The organism is Isoalcanivorax indicus, from assembly GCF_003259185.1.
GTDB classification, from domain to species: Bacteria; Pseudomonadota; Gammaproteobacteria; order Pseudomonadales; family Alcanivoracaceae; genus Isoalcanivorax; species Isoalcanivorax indicus.
In genome coordinates this window covers 1,129,369-1,149,134 of the sequence record NZ_QGMP01000001.1, presented here as the reverse complement: position 1 = coordinate 1,149,134, position 19,766 = coordinate 1,129,369, and the positions used below count along the sequence as shown (strand labels likewise).

Here is a 19,766-nt window from a genome sequence, read left to right as displayed (position 1 = left end):
CAAGGTCATGGACGGCCAAAGGCCGCGAAGCCGGACCAGGCGGCGGGGTGCGCGTGGCCCTCGCCCGCCGCCAGCATGTCGCGCTGGGCAGCCGCCAGCGCCGTGTAGACATCCCCCTGATCCCGCAGGCGCGGGTACAGCCGCTCCATCAGGGCCCGTGTGGCCGTATCACTGACCTGCCAGTATGAGGCGATGACCGAGGGCACCCGGGCATGGGCAAAGGCCCGCGCCAGGGTGGCGTACTCCAGCCCATTGATGCCGACCCCGGACTCACAGGCCGACAGCACCACCAGATCGGTGTCGGTCAGGTCCAGCAGGGAGATGTCGATCGTGGTCAGGCGCTCGCCATGGCCCATGACCAGATAGCTCTCTGCCGGCGCCTGCGGATCGAGTACACCGTGGGTGGCGAAATGCAGGATGCGGGCGCCCCGGGCGGCCTCATCCAGGGCGGCAGGCAGGGCCTCGTTACCGCGCAGCACACGGCCCGGCAGCAGCGCCGACACCGCCTCCACTTCTGCCCGGGCACCCGGCAGGCTGCCGTCCGGGTCGGCGATAAACAACGCCGCCTGACTGGCAGAGCGGTCTTCGCGCAGCACCAGATTCAGATGGTACAGCGAGGGCAGCACACCCAGATTGAAACGCTGCACGGCATACTCCCCCCGACCATCAGGCTGCACCCGGCGCAGCGCCGGGAAAGGCAGATAGGTCAGTGCCCCCACCGGGGTGACAAAGACCTGCGACGCCTCCGCCAGCTCCTGCTCCACCGGCCGCAGCAGCTGCTCGTAAAGCCAGGCCAGGTCCTCCTGCAACAGCGCATCGGCCATGGCCGGGTCAGCAACGCTCCGGGTGCGCCGATGCGCCAGGGAGCGCAGCGGCTGGACTTCCCCCGGCAGACGGTACACCGCGTCGCGCAATCCCGCTGCCACACGCAGGCTGCGTTGCGTCAGTTGATCGGCGGGCACCTGCACCTCCCGCAACACGGCACCGTCACGACTGACCACATGGATCAGCAGACGATCCGGGGTCGGCAGGTACTGCACCAGCACCTGCCCCGGCGCCAGATCGCTGCCGAGCACGCTGGCCTCACGGGGGTCCAGGCGCAGCATCTGGAACAGACCACGGTGTTCCCGTTCCAGCTCGGCCAGCAGTTGCTCGCGCTGGCGTTCCCGTTCACGCAGTTCACGGCGCAGCGCCTCGTGATCCACAGCGGGTCCGTCGGCTTGCCCTGAGCGGGCGGGCAACAACGGGGTAATCAGCGCCGCGTCCAGTTGATCGATGTCCTGCCCCAGACGACGAATGGCGTTCACCTGCCGGGCCGCCGGGTGGCGCTGAGCGTGACGCTGACCGGCCAGCGCCTCCAGAAAGGTGTCGGCCACCGCCTGCTGCTGTGACTGTTGCTGGCTGACAAAAGCCCGGGCACCGCGCTGATGATCGCTGAGCAACCCCGCCGCACTGCCCGCAGGATAGACCAGCAACCCGAGGTCGGTGCCAGCCAGGACCAGGCCCTCGCCCACCACCGCCACAGCATGCACGGTGCGGGCGCCATATTGCCCCAGCGCCTGATCGTCGGGCAGCAACTGGTTGAGTCGGTCGGGGTAGAACCATTCGCCGTCCTGCCAGGCGGTCACGCCCCCCGCACTGGGGAACAGCCAGGTGTCGCTGTGGCCCAGCCGCGCCCCGCGCCCGCCGAGAAACAGCATGCTGGCGCGCTCGCCCATGGCCAGGTAGCCCGGGTCTTCAAGGCGCACATAGCTGTCTCGATCACTGCCATGGCTGCCCCACCGCTCGCGCACAAAGGCGCCTGCGGTGCCAAGAATCGCCAACCGCTCGCTGACTGGCGTGTAGGCCTTGACGAACCAGTGCGGCGGCTGGCCCAGATTGACGAAGCGATCCCCCTCCAGACGCAGCAGCCCGCCGCGCAGGTACACCCCCGCTTCAGCCAGATGCCCTTCGTTGGAGGCGACCACATGAATCTCGCCGTCCAGCGTCTCGTAAACACGGAACAGCATGAGGCTGCGCGACGGAAAGCGCTCGGGGTCATCCAGATAATCGAAGCGCGTCAGCGTGTCCTGCTGCCACCGGAACAGCGTGGCCCCCGAGACCACCCAGAGGCTGCCGTCGCTGGCCGCCAGCATGTCACGCACCGGGCCATTCCAGTGCGCGCGGGCATGGCCGCCCTCAGCGGAAAACAGGATATGCGGGCGCGTGGCGCCCGCCGGGTAATGCAGGATATCCCAGTCATCATGGGTGTAGAGCCCGCCTGCCCCGTCACTGCGTACCACCTGGGCCCGGTCGCGGGAGAAGCGGCTCAGGTGCGGCACACCCGCTTGCTCGGTAAGCAGATGAATGCCGCTGTCGGCAGCAATCCAGGCCATCGCGCCGTCAGGGTCGGTGGTCATGTCACGCACCACGCCCAGGGCATGGTGGCTGACCTGCCCGGCCTGCCAGCCGTAGACACCGTCGGCGGCTACCAGCCAGATGTCGCGGCCATTCCCTGCGGCCTGCTGCGGGCCGAGCACCCGGCCACCGCGCTGGCCTGCCAGCGGCAACGGCAGGGTTTCCAGATAATGGTTACGCAGCAGCGCCAGCCCGGTGTCGGTCAGGATCACCGGGTGCACCTCGCCCGTCGTCTGCGCCGCCAGGGGAAGGGGCCACAAGGTCAGCCCATGGATACGGCGACTGTGGGGAATATCGTCCCGGGGCAGAAGGCGTTGGGCACGCGCCTCACCCGCCTGGGCATGCAGACCGTCGGCATCCAGCCACAACAGACGGCCCCGGGCCGGGTCGGCCAGCACGGCCTCCACGGCCCTGCCCGGGGCGCCCGGCACAGCGGCCCAGCCCCCCGCCGCCGTCAGCACCCGCAGCCCGGTGTCGGTGTTCACCACCGGCTGCCCGCCATGCCATACCAGATGGTGAACGGGCCGAGTAGGTGCCGAGGCGGGCACCGCCAGGCGCCCCTCGGCCCAGAGCGTGAGCCCGGCGGCAGTCCCCACCCAGAGGCTGCCGTCGTCAGCAGCCAGCAGGGCGGTGACACGGGGCGACGGCAAGCCGTCCCGGGTGCTGCGCCAGTGCTGCACCCGGCCGTCCGCGTGCCACAGCATCAGCCCTGATGCCGTGCCAAGCCACAGGCCCTCGGGCGTCTCCGCCAGCGCCAGGATATCCCGCTCTGGCGCGGGATCCAGCGCATCGCTGCCACGCACCAGGCGGTCACTCGCGGCATCGTAGCCGTAACGCTGCCAGTAGCCCTGGCGCAGCACAAACAGGCCATGGCTGGTGCCCAGCAGCACTTCGCCGTTGTCACGCACCAGCAGCGCCTGATGGCGCGGGGCCTCGTGGCGGTTGCCGTGAATCTCCCGGCGACTGTAGCGGTGCCAGTAGCCATCATTGGCCAGCGCCGTGCGTTGCAGCGCGTGACGATCCTCCAGCCGCGCCAGTGGCGTATCACGCAAGGCCGCACGGCGCTGCGCAGGCAGGTGCGGTGTGTTCGCCAGCCACAGGCGCATCTGCGACCAGGTGGCATACTCGTCATCATTGAGGCCACGCGGGCGCATGCTCTGGTGCAACTGCGCCCAGGCCTGCACCGCCAGCAACGCGGTGGCGCGGTCAGCGGGGGCGTCATGGTGCGCCGTGTCGTCGAACAGCTGCAGCAGCCGTTGCGCCGCCTGCTCACCGTACTCGCTGCGCCGGGTGCGCGCCCCGGCCAGATACCCGGCCTCGGCCAGGCGCGCGGCCTGCTGCGCCAGGCTACCCGGAGCCTGGGCATACACGTAAGCGCGCCAGCGCCCGGGCACAGGATCGTCCTCCGCCAGCACACGCAGTTCGCGCGGATCGCTGAACCGACTCACCGTGCGCACACTGGCCAGCAGTTGCTGGAATATTTGCGTCACCTGCAAGGCCATGGCCTGGCCCGCATCGGAGACGACTCGCAGGATGTCGCCCTGCTCGTCATATTCCACACTGATCTCGCCCAGGCCGCGCACATGAATGCGCGCAGGCTTGCCCGCATCGTTGTAAGCGATGGCCAGCTGTTGTTCCCCGGTTTTCGCCGCCACGATCTGACGCGCGCTGTTGTATTCCAGGCGCAGGGTTTCGACGCCACCCAGCCGAACAGCCAGCAACTGCCCGAGCGCATCGTAATCCGCTTCCGCCGTGGCCGAACCGTGGGTGGCACGAATCACCATGCCATGGCGGGGATCGACCTGCTGGGTCTGGACTTCGCCGTTGGGCAGCAGGATTTCCACTGCCGGTATGTCGCCATCAAAGCGCGTATAAACACGCCGGGCATCCCCGGAGAGCGCGTTGCGGCGCGCGCTATTGAACCAGTCCACGTAACGCTGCGACGGTGACACGGCGGTGTTATGCCGGTAACCGAGAAAATCGGACAGGTTGTCGCCCACCTGGGCGCGGGCACGGGCAACAAAGTCGTCAGGAATATCATGCCCCAGCGCGCGGGCCTGCTCGGCACGATAAAGACCGAACACCGGCCGCCCCAGCCAGTAGATCAGCGACTGCACATGCTCGCGCCAGGCGCTGTTGTTGTCCGGCTGACGCGCCACCATGCGGCCGCCATACAAGGCGGCGTCATGCCGGGTGTCGCCCAGGCGCACCAGACGCCAGAGGATATCGGTGCTGTCCCGTTGCCAGCCGGCCCAGTCCCGCAGGTTGTGGGCGCGGGCGTCGTTGTCGCCCAGGCCTTCCAGCAGGATATCCCGGTAATGGTTCCAGGTACCGCGCCACCAGCCCGCCTGCAGATAAAGATCCAGCCCGGCCAGCCCCTCGCGCAGTTGATCCGGGTCGGCACGCCCCCGGCGCACGGTTTCGGCCAGCCACCAGTAATGGTTGTCGTGCCATGACTTGTGCGTCGACGGGCTCAGATCGGCATGGCTCAGCACCGGCGTCTTGGTGTTATCCAGCAAGGTCCGGGCAGCCTCCAGATCACCGGCATTCATCAGCGCCTCGAACTGATCTGCCCAGGGCCACACCTGGTGCGGGAAAGCCTGCTGCGCCTGGGTCAGTACCTGATCGCCAAAGATGGCCGCCCCCTGCCGCCAGTAGAACGACTGTGTCGGCGTATCGATCAGGTAACCGCGCAGGGCATCACGGGCCGCAGCCCCGTCGCTGCTGTCGAGCCAGGCCTGCAACAGGGTATCGGTCAACTGACGGCGCCGATGCAGGCGCAACATGGCGGGCGCCGTGGCGCTGCGGTCACCGCGCTGGATCGCGAGCGTGGCTTCACGGCGTTGCAGCGCCACATCGTCCGGATAGCGCTGGCGCAGTTGGGTCAGCCAGCCTTGTGCTGCTGGCGCCTGTTCCGCCAGCAACACCTCAAGCCACAGCTCGGCCAGCTCACGGTGTTCCAGCCGCACCGCCTCAGCCACCTCGTCCAGCAGGGCGCGAACCGCAGCGGGCTGCACCGCCGGGTCCAGCGCCCGAGCCAGGGTAGCGCGCGCTGCCGGGCCGCCATCGGAGAGCGCAAAGGCCTCGCGGGCCAGCTCGCGGCTGTGCGCCGTGTCGTGACGCCGCGCGGCCTCGCGACTGAGCGCGCCATAGGCAAGGCGCATTTCTGCGGCCCCGCCGGGGCTCGCCACCAGGGCATCACGCTGGGCGTCGAGCACATTCTGGAGCTGCGCCAACTGGGCCATGGCGCAGCCGTGGTCGCCCCCGGCCCGGCAGGCATCCGCGTGATAGCGATGCGCGCGCAGCGCGATCAGCACCGCGCTGTCGTCCGGGTGCTGGTACCAGCGGGCCATCAATGCGGTCACCCGTGCCACCCGCTCCCGGTCGTCCACAAACACCCGAGGCAGACTGTCGCGATTGCTGAAAAACGGATAAAGCAGCACCGCTCGCGCCAGCGGGTCTGCGGCCTGCTGTTCATGTCCGGCGGTCAGTAACAGACTGCCCGCAGCGTGCAGCGCGCGCACATCATTGGGCGCCTGTTGCAGCCAGTCGCGGGCGGCCTGCAGGGTGTCTTCGCTTTCCCAGGCGGCCCCGTTCAGGCGCCGGTCCAACCCCTGGGCCATGGGGGTGCCAGCCAGGGCGTTATCCGCTGCCAGCGCCACCACCCGGTCTCGCCATGCCGGCGCCTGAAGCAGGCGATCCTCCAGAGACCAGAGCATTTGCCAGCTGTCCGGCCAGCGCTGCAAGGCCGCGGCGGTGTAGTGCCACAGGGCCGCGTCATCGCCCTGCTGCAGCGCGCTGCGCATCAGGGCATCCAGCGTAAAGGGGTCCGACTGCGCCAGCGCGTCACTGCCGGGCGGCATCATGTCGAGTACCGCGCGCGTATCACCGTCGCGGTAGGCCTGCTCCAAACGAGCAAGCCGCCGGGGCTGCTCCGGCACCCGATCATCCTCCAGCGCCGCCGCCAGCGTGCCGCGCAAAAAATGCGTGCGCGCCCAGGTATAGGCCGCCAGCGGGTGCACCGTGTCTTCAGCCAGATGGCCGCGCAGATCATCCAGCAGCGCCTCATGCCGCCCGGCCCACAACAGCAGACTCCACCAGCGCACACGCGGCGCACCCATATCCAGGTGCACCGCACCGTCCCTGGCCTGTGCAAAGCCGGGTGCAGGCATGGCCGCCACCAACGCCTGCAGGGCCGCATCGTGGCCATACAGAATGGCATGCCAGGCAGGCCAGTAACCGGCGGCGTCTTCAGCAAAGGGGTCTGTACCCAGGGCCAGCAGATGGCTGACCAGCGTAGCGTCGCCACGCGCAGCTGCACGGTGCAGTGCATCCGCTGGCAACAGATCTGCCGTGGGCAGCAGAGTGATAACGTCCTTTACCGGCGCGCGATCAATCAGGGCACCGGCGTCCATCGGCACACCCTGCTCCAGCAGGCGCGGCACCAACGACCAGGCCTCCGCCGCCAACGCGGTGTGCAGCAGGGTATGACCGTGTGCATCCAGCACATCGGCCTGGCCACTGCGTGCCAGCCAATCAAGCAGGCGCTCATCTTCCCCGGCCGCCAACAGCAGGTGATAGACGCTGCGGCCATGCACATTGTCGGCATCCGCCCGCGCGCCACGATCGAGCAACACACGGGCCTGCGCCTCATCATCCTGATCCCAGGCACGGAACAGCAATGCGGACGCAGTATCGACTTCCCCGGCCAGCGCTGCCGTACTCATGCCAGCCAGCAACGCCAACCCGACCACGAACCTGTTCACCCCGTTCATTTGCCCTGCCCCGTCCGTTACGATCCATGCCGGTCGCGGGCAACCTGCCCCGCCTGTCTGCCTTGAGAGGGACAGCAGTGCACGGGCAAACGGCCCATACAATTGCAGCAGACGCCAAAACCCCTTACCGTTAGCGTCAATAATAGACCACGCCCACCCTTGTTGATGGAAGCCCCGTTCATGTCCAGTGAGATCGACTGGGCGCCGCTGGCGCTGGGGGAATTGCACCAGTCCCGTGTTCGCACCCTGTGCGAACGCATGCTGGGCGCTGACTCCGACGAAATCGAAGGGGCGATTCTTTATGTGATCGAGGCGCTGGCCCACAACGATTGGGAGAAGTGCCGCAAATTCCAGGGCAAGTCACGCCCGGAAACCTGGCTTTATTCCCTCACCGTCAACATCATCCGCGAATACAAGCAGAAGCATATCAGCGGCAAGAAGCGACCGCCGGTGTGGGTTCAGCAGCAGAGCGCGCCCATCTGGGAGCGCGTCTGGCGCCTGCTCAATGTGGCACGCCAGCGCCCGGTGGAAATCATCCACGAACTGACCACCGGCGACGCCCACAGCGAAGCCGAAGTGCGCGAAGTCATTCGCGTGATCCAGCAGCGCCAGTACCAGAACAGCCTGCGCCGCCGGGGCCGTGAAGTCAGCTCCACCGAACGGGTACAGTTGCTGTATGCCGGCGCCAGCGAAGCGAGCGAGCTGTCACTGGAACAACTGGCCGACGACCACGAAGACGACTGGCGCAGCCGCGGCTATGAAGAGTTGCTGCTGTGGCTGGACCAATGGCTGGGCGGCACCGGACGCGGCGACACCACCCTCGCCGCCCTGGACGCCGACGCCATGGAGCAGGCCCGCCAGCAACTGGACCTGGGCGACGACGCCCTGCTGGTGCTGCGGCTGCATTTTGTCGACGGCCAGACCTGGCAACAGATTGCCCGCACCCTGAACCTGCCCGGCCATCAGCCCGCGCGCATCGCCCAGCGTGCCTGCCGCGACATCGGCGAAGCGCTGCGCTCAGCGGGCATCGACCTGGGCAGCCTGCTGCCCGGCGCACACGACGGGGAGAGCGACGATGCAATATGAACCGGCTGTCCCTCCAACATGGCGTGGATACCAACATGACTGAACACGACATGCAGCAACGCCTGGATCAGCTCCGCGCCCTGCTTGGGCTGGACCTGGTGCTGCCAGAACGGGACCCTGCTGGCCCAGCGCCAGACAGTGAGGATCTGGCTGCCCTGCTGGACGGCAGCCTGGACGCGACCCGCCGTGCGCAAGTCATCAGTTATTTGCTGGTAGACGATGATCTTTATGAAGAGTGGCTGCTGCTCAGCGAACACGCCGACCTGCTGCCCGCCCCCGCCCCCGCACCCGTAGCGACCGGCGACGAAACGACCGACCTGGACACCCTGACCTGGTGGCAACGCCTGACCGGCTGGCGCCCGGCCGTGCTGGTGGGCGCCGTGGCCGCCACCGCCCTGGTGATCACCCTGAACCGTGACGCCACCCAGGACCCCATCGACCAGCTGTATGCCCAGCACACCGCCGCGCTGCACCAGGCCCTGGGCACCCTGCCGGACGTGGTCAGCCGCTCCCCTTCCCAGCCCTGGAACACCTGGCAACTGGCCCTGGCCAGCGGCCTGGACGACGGCCTGGATGCCCTGAACCACGAACGCAACCTGTATGACATCGACCGCCAACGCCTGCACGAGGCCGGCGACCGCTATCGCGGCCAGCGCAGCGCCGAACTGGACGACGTGGCCGACACAGGGCGCCTGGCGCTTCTTGGTGTGCTGATTTGTGCGCAACAGGACGATGCAGCGGCGCAGAGTGTGATGCGAGAGTTAACACCGCGCTGGTCTGCGGTCTCGGCGGGCTCCCCGGTGGCCGCGCCGGAGCTGGATCCGGCGGAGGCGTTGGAGAGTGCGTGTATGGCGGGGGAGTGGGCGTTGCAGGCGTTGCGGTGACGGGGCCACGAACTAACATGCGCTCCATGGCTTAAGTCGGCAGTCGGGGATGATTGTACTTCTAGCCACCGTGTTAAAAGGAAAATCACCGATGAAAATCAAATGTAACAGGCAGGCAGCTTTGTAGACCTACAGCGTTAAACAGAAGTTTGCGCTTCCGAGGCGCTCGGCTCGCTTGATTCGTTAGTGCCATCCTTTATGGCAGCGAAAACACCATCCATTACTCGGCAAACTTCTTTTGGATCAATATTCACTTCAATCCTTCCAGAATCCTTCATTATTTTTCTTATCGAAAATAAGTTTAACAACCCTGTTTTTCTACAAACGAGCATTATATCAGAATCTATGTCTTCCATTAAAATTGATATAGCATCGAAGTTAAGCCTCGTCACATGGTGTGAAAATGGGTCTCTAGTTTCACGAAAGGCTTCATCTGAAAGCATAAAAGCATTTAGGGCTTTCAGATACTCACTTTGAGCCTCCAGCAAGTTACCCACCCTCTCTCTACCGCTTAGCTGAAAAGCAAGAACCGGGTCATCAGAGGCGAGTGCAGACACCGCATTATTAAGTGCGCTTACAAAGCCCTCCGCCAGCGGAGGCCTGATGGCATCGACAAGACTCTTAAAGTGCGCAAGAATAATTCTTTCCAGCTCAGGGCTAAATCCACTCTTGAAATCTATTCCTTTCTTCTCAAAGTAAACTTCACAACAGGAAAAATACTGCTTTGATAGCTCCCGCGGATCCACGTACTGCAATCTAAGCAATTTCCGTATCATGAGAAGATGATAGACGATATTATTCTTTGTTTTCATCCTTTCAGATCGAACTTTAAGAAAGTAAGCGACCCCCGACAGAAATGCCCCCAAGCCGACGCCAATCAAGCCAATAAGAGCCACGAGAATGTCTGTATCCATATAACAGTTCACCTGCTAAAACGTTGCCGTTACGGAGCCTGAACATCTGACGCGCGGCTGTTGCCGGACTTCGATGCCGTTGTCTTGCATAACCTGATCGCGGCAGGCCGTTCCTAGCCTGCTCGCAGCAATATGAACTGCACCTCAACACCTAGATCCACAGGGCCATCTGGGCCGAAAAACTCCACTGCGGAGCGAGAAAACTCTACATAATCACCCGCAACAGGTAATCCAGCAGGGGCGGGAATTTTAAGAACCACCTGCATGGACTCGCCGACATAGGCAGCGCAATCCGTATAGCCACCTTCGCCTCGGTCTGCACTGTGAGCAGCTTCAACGATGATCAAATTCAAAGTGTATTGTCCCGCCTCTGACAAGGACACGACTTGAGCAATTTCGCCAACAAAATCACAAAACTCTATCCATGAAGCTCTCGATATGCAGGGAAAGAACAGGAGTGGCAATACGAAAATAGCCAGCACTCGATTTACTGCACCAAACTTTCTATTGCAACCCGCTTCAGAAGAGAGGGTCTGACGACAGAAAGGAGCATGCCCAATAGCCATATTACTCATGATCCATCATTTAATTAACGAAATCATCTCCAGGAACTAACAGGATCATAACCTAACAATCGATACTAGTAATATCGAAATTCTCAGCTAACGCGATACCATGCTGAACCGGGCAAAGCATTCCTTATAGATGTCTTTATAGCCCTAGAAATAACCAACCCCACCAAAAACTCCCACAGCAGGAAAAAAGAAGTCAGCTACAGCCGCCCTCCTTTTTCCAAGAGGCAGACAGACCATTAATTAACGGCCATCTGCCGCTAATCGGCATCTGAAATCCGGGCTCGCCGGGCGGACTCTTCTTTAATTTCCCGAAGTATATCTGCCACCTTCTCCTCTCTGGTTCTGATATCTTCCGCTTTCCCTTCTGTCAGCGTGGCATCATAAGAGAGAAACCGAGACAAACCGAACTCCTGGTCCAGCTCACCCGGCCTCCAACTAACACAACAGTCAAATTCTTTATAGCGCCACCACCATCTGTATATCTCCGGATCGAGGCTCTTCTCCAGATGCTCCTTTCTCGCGTGAAAGCCTGCCTGATCCATATATGAGGTCACATCATCCAAAGTGATATCAAAAACGCCCACATCAGACCTAGCGGGGTAACCCGGCGCTTTCAGGGCGACAACTCGATTAACAAACAGCGTATCACGAGTTATCGATATAGAGGTCCAGATCTTACTCACTGGGTCTTCACCTTGATAAAGGTACTCGCCTTTCAAGGCTATCTTCTCAAAAGCAGCATAAACCTGATCAAGGTTTATATCGCCAACGGCATCACGCTTTATCGAACGGAGGAAGTCCGATGCTCTGGCAACCTCGAAACTCCAGCCTTCCTCCCCAACACCATAACTATGATTCAGTTGATTCTCTATAACAGAGTGGGGCGAATCCTCGGAATCGTGAAAGTTAACGACGGAAAACTTTCCTTCCGAGAAGACATACGCCGAAGTGCCGCTTTCCCAGCTCACATTTGCCTTAATCCGTTCTGCGCCCAAGCGCCCCAATGAACTACATATCTTTTCATGAAACCACTCGGGTTCCTCAGGGCTTGACAGCGTCAATATAAGTCTCTTTCCCTTAAGACAAACCTTAAGCAAAATTCCATCCATTGATCGCAAGAGCATCTCGAATGAATCAGAGCTGAGGACCACGTCTTTCCGAGAATCGCTCGCTCTGTCCTCGGACGTCCCCCTGATCAGAGTCTCCTTCGCATGCCTCGCATGGGCAGTGCTCGAAAACTCACAGGTAACTGATGACTCCCATTCCATCGTACAACCTTAATACAAGTGTAAAACCTATACGCAGAGTCGAACTGGCCCAAGAGTTCGCACAATTAGGGCCTAATCCCCAATTTGGTGATATCGAAATTATATCGTACTGTTGTTAGCCAGCGCCCAATAAGCCAAAATTCCTACAGCGCGCAAAAAAAGCCAGCGACAATCTCCGCCTCCTGCTCCTCCAAGCCTGCTGCGGCCGCGTATTCTGGCCAGCGGTTCACCACACCCATAACCTCCTCCGCTGCCGCACGCACCTTTGGCGCCGACAATCCCAGCGTCTTCCTGCCCGCCAACAACTCAGAAGGACGCGGCGGAAACGGTGAGTATCCGAAACCAGCCACCGGATACCCGCCCTGCACCAGGCTTGGCACCAGATCATAGGCGGGCGCAAACCGATAACCTTCGCCCGACCAGACTAGGCTGAAGTTGCGCTCATGGTCATCAAGGTTGTTGATCGCACGGTTGAACAGCATCAGGCGGATCAGTTGATCGAGATCAGCAATGATGTCCGGTGAATGGCGCCTCAGCAGCTCGGCAATGTCGTCATAGCTGAAGGCGCCACCCTGATCGGCCTGGGTGCTCTGGGACTTCACCAGGGCATTGACGCTGATCAGGTGATGGCGCGCGTCATTGGGGGCCATATCAAAGCGTTCCAGCAACAGGACTTCACGGCCATTGATGCCGCTGCGGATATGCCCTTCCGCCACGCGGATACCGACATCACGCGCCATATTCAGGCAGGCCAGCTCTACCCGGGCGTTATTGTAGGCGTCTGCGCCGAGGCGGTTGAACTTGGCCAGCCAGGCTTGGCTGCCATCATGCACCAGGGCTTTGGGCCGGGCGCCGCCAACACCGGCCCCGGCGTCAGCCAGATAGAGCAGGCTGATCGCCTCGGTGTCCATCTCGCTGAGATCGGCATCGTCGATATGCTGGGCGGCGCCCTCAATCCGGTCGAGCAGATCCAGCGATAGACCTGGCTCCCAGGCCGGCGCATCGCCCGCCGGCACCATGCTAAGCGCGCCGATACGGCTATGGCCCGCCAGGGCCAGCATGTCGATAGCACTGTTGGCATTCAGCTGCCAAGACCCTGCCGGTATGAGCCGTGTTGATGTGAAGGTCGTAGCGCTTACGCGTCGTCAAACAGACTCTCCTCCACCTCAAACAGGTGCTCGAAGCCTCCCTCAAGGCCCGGAATCCGGGCAGCCTCGTGGTGCTTGCCCAGGGCAACGCTCAGATCGCCCTGCTCCACCTTCTGCGGGGTCGAGCGCGCGACGCCGACGCGCACCGCGAAGGCGTGCAGATCATCACCGGGAAAGCGGCGCTTGCGGGCTGCGCGCAGGCGTTGGCCAAGGGATGGAAGCTGTGTCATAAGCACCTCATGACCGGAATAATGTACCGTGCTTTGTATACCCTGCTTGGCAGCCGCCGGGACGAGTTACTCCAGAAGCTCAATACGATCGGCATGGATCACAATCAGCCCCTGCTTGTACAAGCCGCCAATGGCCTTCTTGAAATTGTTCTTGCTGACGCCAAACGCTGCGGTGATGGCCGACGGCGCGCTTTTGTCACTCAGCGGCAACTGGCCGCCGTTCTGCCGCAGGCGGGCGAGAATCTGTTCTGAGAGTTCATCGCGCCCCTGGTCCCCCGGGGGTTGCAGGCTCAGGCTGATCTTGCCATCGGTACGCAGCTCGCTGATATAGCCCTTCAGGCGCATGCCATTGCGCACATGGCGGAACAGTTCGTTGCGGTGCAGCAGGCCCCAATGGCGGTGGTTGATGATCGCCTTGAAGCCCATTTCGGTGGATGACGCCAGTAACAGATCCACCTGCTCCCCCACCTGGTAGCGCGCCGGGGTCTTGTCCAGATAGCGATCCAGGCGGGCGCTCGCGGCAATGCGCCCGGAGCGATCATCAAGGAACACATACACCACGCAATAATCGCCCACCTGCAACGGGCGCTTTTCTTCCGAATGCGGCAGCAACAGATCCTTGGGCAAACCCCAGTCGAGAAACAGGCCCACGGGGTTGATATCCACGACCTTCAGGCTGGCGAACTCCCCCACCTGCACCTTCGGCATGCGCGTGGTCGCCACCGGGCGGTCTTCACTGTCGTGATAGACAAAGACCTCCAGCCGGTCACCCGGCTCGCAGGGCTGATCCGTCGGAATATCACGCCGGGGCAACAGAATGCTCTGGCCATCACCGGCATCCAGAAAGAGACCGAAATCGGAATGGCGCAGGACCGGCAGCCGGTTGAATTGACCGATGTGTACCATTGAGGGGGCCTGTGGATCAGTGGATGATGGGCGGCATTCTAGCATTGCTGCCAGGCACTGACGCACTGGGTCGCCCGTGAGGGCGCCAGCGGCGCATAGGGGGCGGCGCGGAAAGGCCTGAGCGAACCTGAGTGATGTGTCAGGCGCCTGCGTACCACAGCACTAAACCTCCCGCCAAAAACAGGACAACCCAGGACAGGTGCCGGCCACGGGTAATCACTAACGGGAGGATTCCTGAAATAACCACCGTGTAACCCAGGACGACCAGGACTGACTCCGTCGTCAGATCGCCGGACGCCGCCAACCAGAGCAGCAACGCAATACCCCACCAGGCGACGGTGGTAATGTGCCACGCAAAGCGAAGGGTACGAGCCGTGAACTCGGTGCCACCGAAGAGCTTGGGCAACGCGTCCCGGCGGAACAAGCGAGTAAGGATAAAGCGCTCGCCCAGCACCGAATGCGCCAAACCGAGCATGAAGATCAACACCGCAGCAATATATAGAGCCATCATAGTTTACTACCTCTCCGCCCGCTGGCTGACCAGCGCTGGTTCGCCTAAATCAAATGAGCATGCTTCATTTCACCCTGCCATTTTCTGGCATTCCACCGGCCTCAGATAGTCGAGCACCGAGAATATACTATTTTATCTGCTATCACTTCCGTGAATACTTCAGCCATGCCCTGACCTGGAAGTGGCCACTGCAATGAGGCAAGTCCAACACTTACCCGCCGACCGCCGCGCTTACTCCACGATGCTCACGGTAGATGCGCCTTACGTATTCGCAGCCTGGGTGATTCCGCCAACGTTCCAGCCAGTGCTCCCACCCGGACGGTAGTGGCCTTGGAATATCAACCGGGTACTCTGACGGCAAGCAGGTGGGGAACAAAATGGTGGCGGCGGTGAGGTCTGCAACGCTGAAGCGATCACCGACCAGGTAACCCGTCCGCTCAGAATTTCGCGCAACAAAATCCAATGCTTCCTGGGTCAACGTACAGCCGGCTTCAGCGCCAGCCGCATTGATCTGCATATCAAGCATCATGATCGCTCGGATAGCCGGAAATGCAGACACATACAGTTTCTGCTGCCATTCAGGCAAGCCTGTGGCGATACGACGCGCGCTATATTCGGTATGCGGCAACATTTCATAGAACCCGGCCCGTCGTACGGCAGGGCCGATCTTGTCATCAAACCATTTCTGCAGCGCCAACGCTTGTGCACGCGAGTCGGGATCTTTCGGGTACAGTGGCAACTCGGGCCAAGTCTGCTCCACATAGTCGAGCACGGCAGCCGAAGTCTTCAGTACGTTGCCCTCATGACGCAATATCGGCATTGCTTTCTGGCCAAAGCGGGCGATCAATCGCACAGCATGCGGACCAGGAAGCAGCGAGTGCCGGATGTGCGGCACTCGCTTGTAGTCCAACGCCCAACGCACTTTCTCTGGGTACAGAGAAAAGTGCATCTGCCAGAGTTCTGGATAACTCATAGCTTCGCTCTCAAAAGCCTAACACTGCCAACAACGGGAGAACTGCATTGTCCGTCAGCAGCGCTTTGTTATAAGTAATTAGCCACTTCATTAGCATTTACCACTACTGTGTTTACGCCTAAATGAGAATAGCAAGCTTTAGCCTTCTTGATGAATGCAATATCTTTCGATATCAGCAGAGCAGCTCCCGCTGCATTTCTTACATGCATTAAATCGTTGTTCGATGCCCTAAATCTGTCTTTTCTCTTTTTAGTGCTTGTAAAATCGTCTGCATAATAACCGGCCCAGTTCATTAACGAATAACACCTGGCAATTTGATTATGGACAGTTTCGTCAAAATAGTCTGACCAATTAAAATCACTATTTTCGGAGGTAAATAACTCGTCAATTGTACTAATAACTAGCCCCTCAGGGAGACTCTCGAGCTGGAGTGCTTTTAACTTTTCAAGATCTCTTAGCGGCTTTGGGCCTAGCTCCTGCTCACCCCCTAAATCAATAGCGGAAATTTTTGATACAGCCTCTAACTGACCCGCTATCTGGGATTGTGCTTCTTTTATTGCTTCAGCTCCACCATCAAGGAGTTCAGATGGATCTAAATTGTTAAGCTCCCGCTCGGCATTCTCTAGCATTTCTTTAAGGGCCGCCTTGAGTTGAGAGTTTAGCTCTTCAAAACTCTCTTCTATTGGAAGGCCAGAAAACTTTCTGCTAAATCTATCGAATGTCGTAACAACCTTATTGATACCACTAGCTTCGTTTTCATTCTCATTATTTAAAAAATCCAACCAAACTAGATTGGGATCTTTTCCGTTTAACTCTGTCGTGATTGGAGTTATATATACCCCCCTCAACTCAGACAGCAACTCAATATGCTCCTGCCGATATTCCTCCTTAGGAATTTGAGCTATCTCTTGCAGATGGGTTTCGGAGTAAACGAGGCGAATACCATCTTTGCAGCAAAATTCTCTTATTTTTCTAAGGCCTCCATCCTCTGATTCCTTAAGCTTTCGCTCTCTTAAATCACTTAAGGTATTTTGATCAATATAAATATACGAATCCATAATCTTTACTTATAACGCCGCCATAAACGGCGTGAACTGCTACCACTTTATTGGACACTTCAGGCACAGGCCAGCACATGCTCATGCGGATTCTGATACCCGATTCCTGAATGGAGTCTATCGCGATTATAGAACTCGATGTACTCCACGATTCTTGCAACGGCTTCGATGTCACTATCGAAATGTTGCTGATGAACAAGTTCCGCTTTCAGCGTGTGGAAGAAGGACTCCACCATCGCATTATCCAGTGGGTTGCCCTTCCGGCTCATGCTACGACGCATTTCCACCGTGCTGAGTACATCCCTGTAGTCATGTGCAGCATACTCAATACCCTGATCGGAATGGAACAGACAACCCCGTGGTGGATTCTCGCGCAGCAGCGCCATGCGCAAGGCGCTCTTGGTCAGTTCGCTGTTGCGCTTACGGCTGAACGACCAGCCCACCACACGGCGGCTGAACAGGTCGACTACCACTGCGTGGTACAGCCACCCCGTGCCGGTCTTGATGTAGGTGAAGTCGCCCGCCCAATGCCTGCCTTCTTTGGATGGCGCTTCCTCGTGGGCCAGGATATTACCTGCGGACGTGTAGAACTCATGCCGCCCAGGGTTCCAGACGTAAAGTCCCTTTGTCGATGCTGAAATGCCGACCTCTTTCATCAGCCTGGATACCCGGCGGACACTGCAGGGCAAGCCCTTTTGGCGCAGCACTTGATGAACGCGGCGAGCCCCATAGGCGCGACGGAAGCCCTGGTGCATCTCGAGAATGGCCTGCTTCAGCACCTCGTCATGCTTCTGCCTGGCACTGGCCACCCTTGAGCGCCAGGCGTAAAAGCCACTGCGTGATATACCCAGCAACTCACAAAGCTTGCGTACATCTCGATGCTCGCGGTTCTTCTCAACCAGCTCGTAGAGCGCTACTTTTTTCGCTGGAAGAACCGCTCGGCCTTTTTTAGCAAATCGATCTCCTCGTTGCGGCTGGCCAGCTCTCGTTCCAGCTTCTTGATCTTCTTCTCCGCAGCGGCGAGCTTGTCCTCGGCCTCACGCACAGGATCTGCGCGATCAGGGCGCCGCTTGGGAGACGGGGCAACAGGCTTCATTGCTTGTTCTCCTTCAGCTCCCCTCGACGATACTCCATCTGCCACCGGTATAGCATCACCGGGTGGATGCCAAGGGACTCGGCCACATCCTTCGATCTAACGTCAGGATGATTGGCCAGCTTAACGGCCTGGAGTTTGTAGGCCAGGGTATAGCGGTCGTAGTTTCTCTTCCGGGTATGTCCCATTCTGCACCTCTCTCATGAACAGAAATATCTGTCCAAGAAAGTGGTTACAGATCAGCCAGCTTAACGGCCTGGAGTTTGTAGGCCAGGGTATAGCGATCGTAATTTCTCTTCCGGGTGTGTCCCATGCTGCACCTCTCTCATGAACAGAAATATTTGTCCAAGAAAGTGGTTACAGATCAGCGCGAGGAACGAGCGTCCGGCGACCGCAGGGAGCGAATTTAATGGCATTGTTAGGGTTGATCGTCAGCGAATATGCTCTCTCATCCATTTCCATGCTTCCTCAGGCAACAAGCCAGCATAGTCAGCTGTGACTCGTATAACCATCAAGTTATCGTTATCGTCAAGATGAGCTCGTAGTCGGTCAGAGAGCTGCTGAGAGGACTCATTTGTGTATATGAGCCATGTAGACGTCAAGTAGTGCCACCAGCTTGGAGAGCTTTTAAGCTCCTCATGTAGATCGTTATATTTTTGGCCAGGGGTATTCAAGTCATAAGAAACGCAGTAAACACTCATGGTATCTCCTCAATTCAGAACCCTAACGCCTGCAATAACCGGCGCGAGGTACGAGCGTCCGGCGCCACAGGCGCGAAGTTAATTGCCTTGTTAGCCATCTTTTCTGGCATTTACTTCTCTCTCATTACTGGATTTGAATTCCAATTTATCTAGCAACCTCATAAGTATTTCTTGGGTATTCACTGGGTACGCATCACTAGCGTTTGATGAATAGCTTTTGGGAGCAAACAATCTATTAGCGATTTCTGATTTAAGTCTATGCTGTTCCTCCATTGGTAATGAGGCCAGGTAGGGAGTGATAGCCTTCAAGTCTAGCGATGTTTGTAAGTGCGCATACTGTTGCTGCCGATGCTTTGCAGATTCACGCGCCAAATAAGCGGCCGGAACAGATAGAAGAATTGTAAAAATCAATCGGAAGAGTGAATTCTCCCATTTAAATCCTTCAGTTGTTGTTTCATATAAAGAAAAGCCAACGACTACCGCAATAACAACCATACAACCTAGAGAACCCGCCCGGAGCCAATCTGCCATTTTCTTTTCTGATGTTGCACTGGTGTCATAGTCTCCAGCAATAACGCTCGCCGAAATAGTTCCCAGTAGGTCGTCTACCCCTTTTTGCTTCTTCTCTAACTCTTCTTTAGCACTAGAATAGAGTGAATCTACAGCCTCTAGTCGAGACTGAATATTTTCTTCAATCGTGTCCAGTGAAGATTCAATGTCACCCAACCTTTTAGATATAGTTAATTGTCTTTTCTCGTGGCGATCTTCAGAATCTTGGAGTTGACCCTGCAGAATTTCTATATTTTTGCGTAAGGCCTGAGTATCTGCGGGGCTGCGCTTCGACGTTATCTCACTCTCTTTACGGTCAGACTCTGCAAATATTACTTCCCGATCCTCAATGCACTCCTTTAGTGATTTAGATAGGCTAGATAGACTGCCTATAAGATTTTTTAGATTTTCATCCGTAGATGAGCCATTCTTTAAGCCATTACTTATTGCAGTTAAATACGTGGCCAGCTGAGAAGCTGACTTCGTAACTCGATCGTAGTCAGACCCAGACTCCAACGCCTTTATATAATCATTATATCGAGCATCAAATGTATTTATGTGGTCTTGAACTTTAGCAGTGACCCTTTTTCCTTTAAGAGACTCTTTCAGATCACTTACGTATTTATCAGCTTGCTTTGCAATATGGTCAATTTTTTCCAGTGCGTCAGTTAGCGATTCACTTTCCATTCTCACTCTCT

The 19,766-nt window shown here is 59.0% G+C and carries 16 protein-coding genes; 2 read left to right on the top strand and 14 right to left on the bottom strand.

Annotation, left to right across the window (positions count from 1 at the left end):
* Positions 1-5 precede the first annotated feature (5 nt).
* Positions 6-7,172 (bottom strand): CHAT domain-containing protein, encoded by a 7,167-nt coding sequence (locus DKW65_RS05335; protein WP_111656285.1) that lies wholly within the window; start codon positions 7,170-7,172, stop codon positions 6-8.
* A gap of 180 nt (positions 7,173-7,352) precedes the next feature.
* Here DKW65_RS05335 and DKW65_RS05330 point away from each other — a divergent pair, with 180 nt between their 5' ends.
* Positions 7,353-8,258, top strand: a complete 906-nt coding sequence (locus DKW65_RS05330; RefSeq protein ID WP_111656284.1) for a hypothetical protein — start codon at positions 7,353-7,355, stop codon at positions 8,256-8,258.
* Between the two features lie 35 nt (positions 8,259-8,293).
* Positions 8,294-9,142 carry a hypothetical protein gene (locus tag DKW65_RS05325; protein WP_162925724.1) on the top strand — a complete coding sequence of 283 codons (849 nt, stop codon included), beginning with the start codon at positions 8,294-8,296 and terminating at the stop codon, positions 9,140-9,142.
* Between the two features lie 137 nt (positions 9,143-9,279).
* On the opposite strand, the gene DKW65_RS05320 is transcribed toward DKW65_RS05325, so the two are convergent.
* The 13 genes from DKW65_RS05320 to DKW65_RS15840 form a co-directional block, all read right to left on the bottom strand.
* Positions 9,280-10,056, bottom strand: a complete 777-nt coding sequence (locus tag DKW65_RS05320) for a hypothetical protein (RefSeq protein ID WP_111656282.1) — start codon at positions 10,054-10,056, stop codon at positions 9,280-9,282.
* A gap of 113 nt (positions 10,057-10,169) precedes the next feature.
* The gene (locus DKW65_RS15850) at positions 10,170-10,631 is read right to left on the bottom strand and encodes a hypothetical protein (protein ID WP_162925723.1); all 462 of its coding nucleotides are present in this window, start codon (positions 10,629-10,631) and stop codon (positions 10,170-10,172) included.
* Between the two features lie 257 nt (positions 10,632-10,888).
* On the bottom strand, positions 10,889-11,899 hold the full coding sequence (locus tag DKW65_RS05315) for a hypothetical protein (RefSeq protein WP_111656281.1): 1,011 nt from the start codon (positions 11,897-11,899) through the stop codon (positions 10,889-10,891).
* Positions 11,900-12,042: 143 nt separating this feature from the next.
* Complete coding sequence (locus DKW65_RS05310) at positions 12,043-12,960, bottom strand: type II toxin-antitoxin system HipA family toxin (RefSeq protein WP_111656280.1); 918 nt, start codon at positions 12,958-12,960, stop codon at positions 12,043-12,045.
* A 74-nt stretch (positions 12,961-13,034) separates the two neighbouring features.
* On the bottom strand, positions 13,035-13,277 hold the full coding sequence (locus tag DKW65_RS05305) for a hypothetical protein (protein WP_111656279.1): 243 nt from the start codon (positions 13,275-13,277) through the stop codon (positions 13,035-13,037).
* Between the two features lie 66 nt (positions 13,278-13,343).
* On the bottom strand, positions 13,344-14,183 hold the full coding sequence (locus tag DKW65_RS05300) for a CvfB family protein (RefSeq protein ID WP_111656278.1): 840 nt from the start codon (positions 14,181-14,183) through the stop codon (positions 13,344-13,346).
* Between the two features lie 139 nt (positions 14,184-14,322).
* Positions 14,323-14,694, bottom strand: a complete 372-nt coding sequence (locus DKW65_RS05295) for a hypothetical protein (RefSeq protein ID WP_111656277.1) — start codon at positions 14,692-14,694, stop codon at positions 14,323-14,325.
* A 211-nt stretch (positions 14,695-14,905) separates the two neighbouring features.
* On the bottom strand, positions 14,906-15,667 hold the full coding sequence (locus tag DKW65_RS05290; RefSeq protein ID WP_111656276.1) for a glutathione S-transferase family protein: 762 nt from the start codon (positions 15,665-15,667) through the stop codon (positions 14,906-14,908).
* A gap of 68 nt (positions 15,668-15,735) precedes the next feature.
* Positions 15,736-16,725, bottom strand: a complete 990-nt coding sequence (locus DKW65_RS15845) for an MlaD/PqiB family protein (RefSeq protein WP_162925722.1) — start codon at positions 16,723-16,725, stop codon at positions 15,736-15,738.
* A gap of 59 nt (positions 16,726-16,784) precedes the next feature.
* Positions 16,785-17,627 carry an IS3 family transposase gene (locus tag DKW65_RS05285; protein WP_245932491.1) on the bottom strand — a complete coding sequence of 281 codons (843 nt, stop codon included), beginning with the start codon at positions 17,625-17,627 and terminating at the stop codon, positions 16,785-16,787.
* Between the two features lie 11 nt (positions 17,628-17,638).
* Positions 17,639-17,821, bottom strand: coding sequence for a hypothetical protein (locus DKW65_RS16045; RefSeq protein WP_111656274.1), 183 nt, complete (start codon positions 17,819-17,821; stop codon positions 17,639-17,641).
* Positions 17,818-18,006: a transposase gene (locus DKW65_RS16040; RefSeq protein WP_111656273.1), complete on the bottom strand. Its 189-nt coding sequence runs from the start codon at positions 18,004-18,006 to the stop codon at positions 17,818-17,820. The genes DKW65_RS16045 and DKW65_RS16040 overlap by 4 nt, the downstream gene beginning before the upstream one ends.
* A gap of 603 nt (positions 18,007-18,609) precedes the next feature.
* Complete coding sequence (locus DKW65_RS15840) at positions 18,610-19,755, bottom strand: hypothetical protein (RefSeq protein WP_162925721.1); 1,146 nt, start codon at positions 19,753-19,755, stop codon at positions 18,610-18,612.
* Positions 19,756-19,766: the final 11 nt, after the last annotated feature.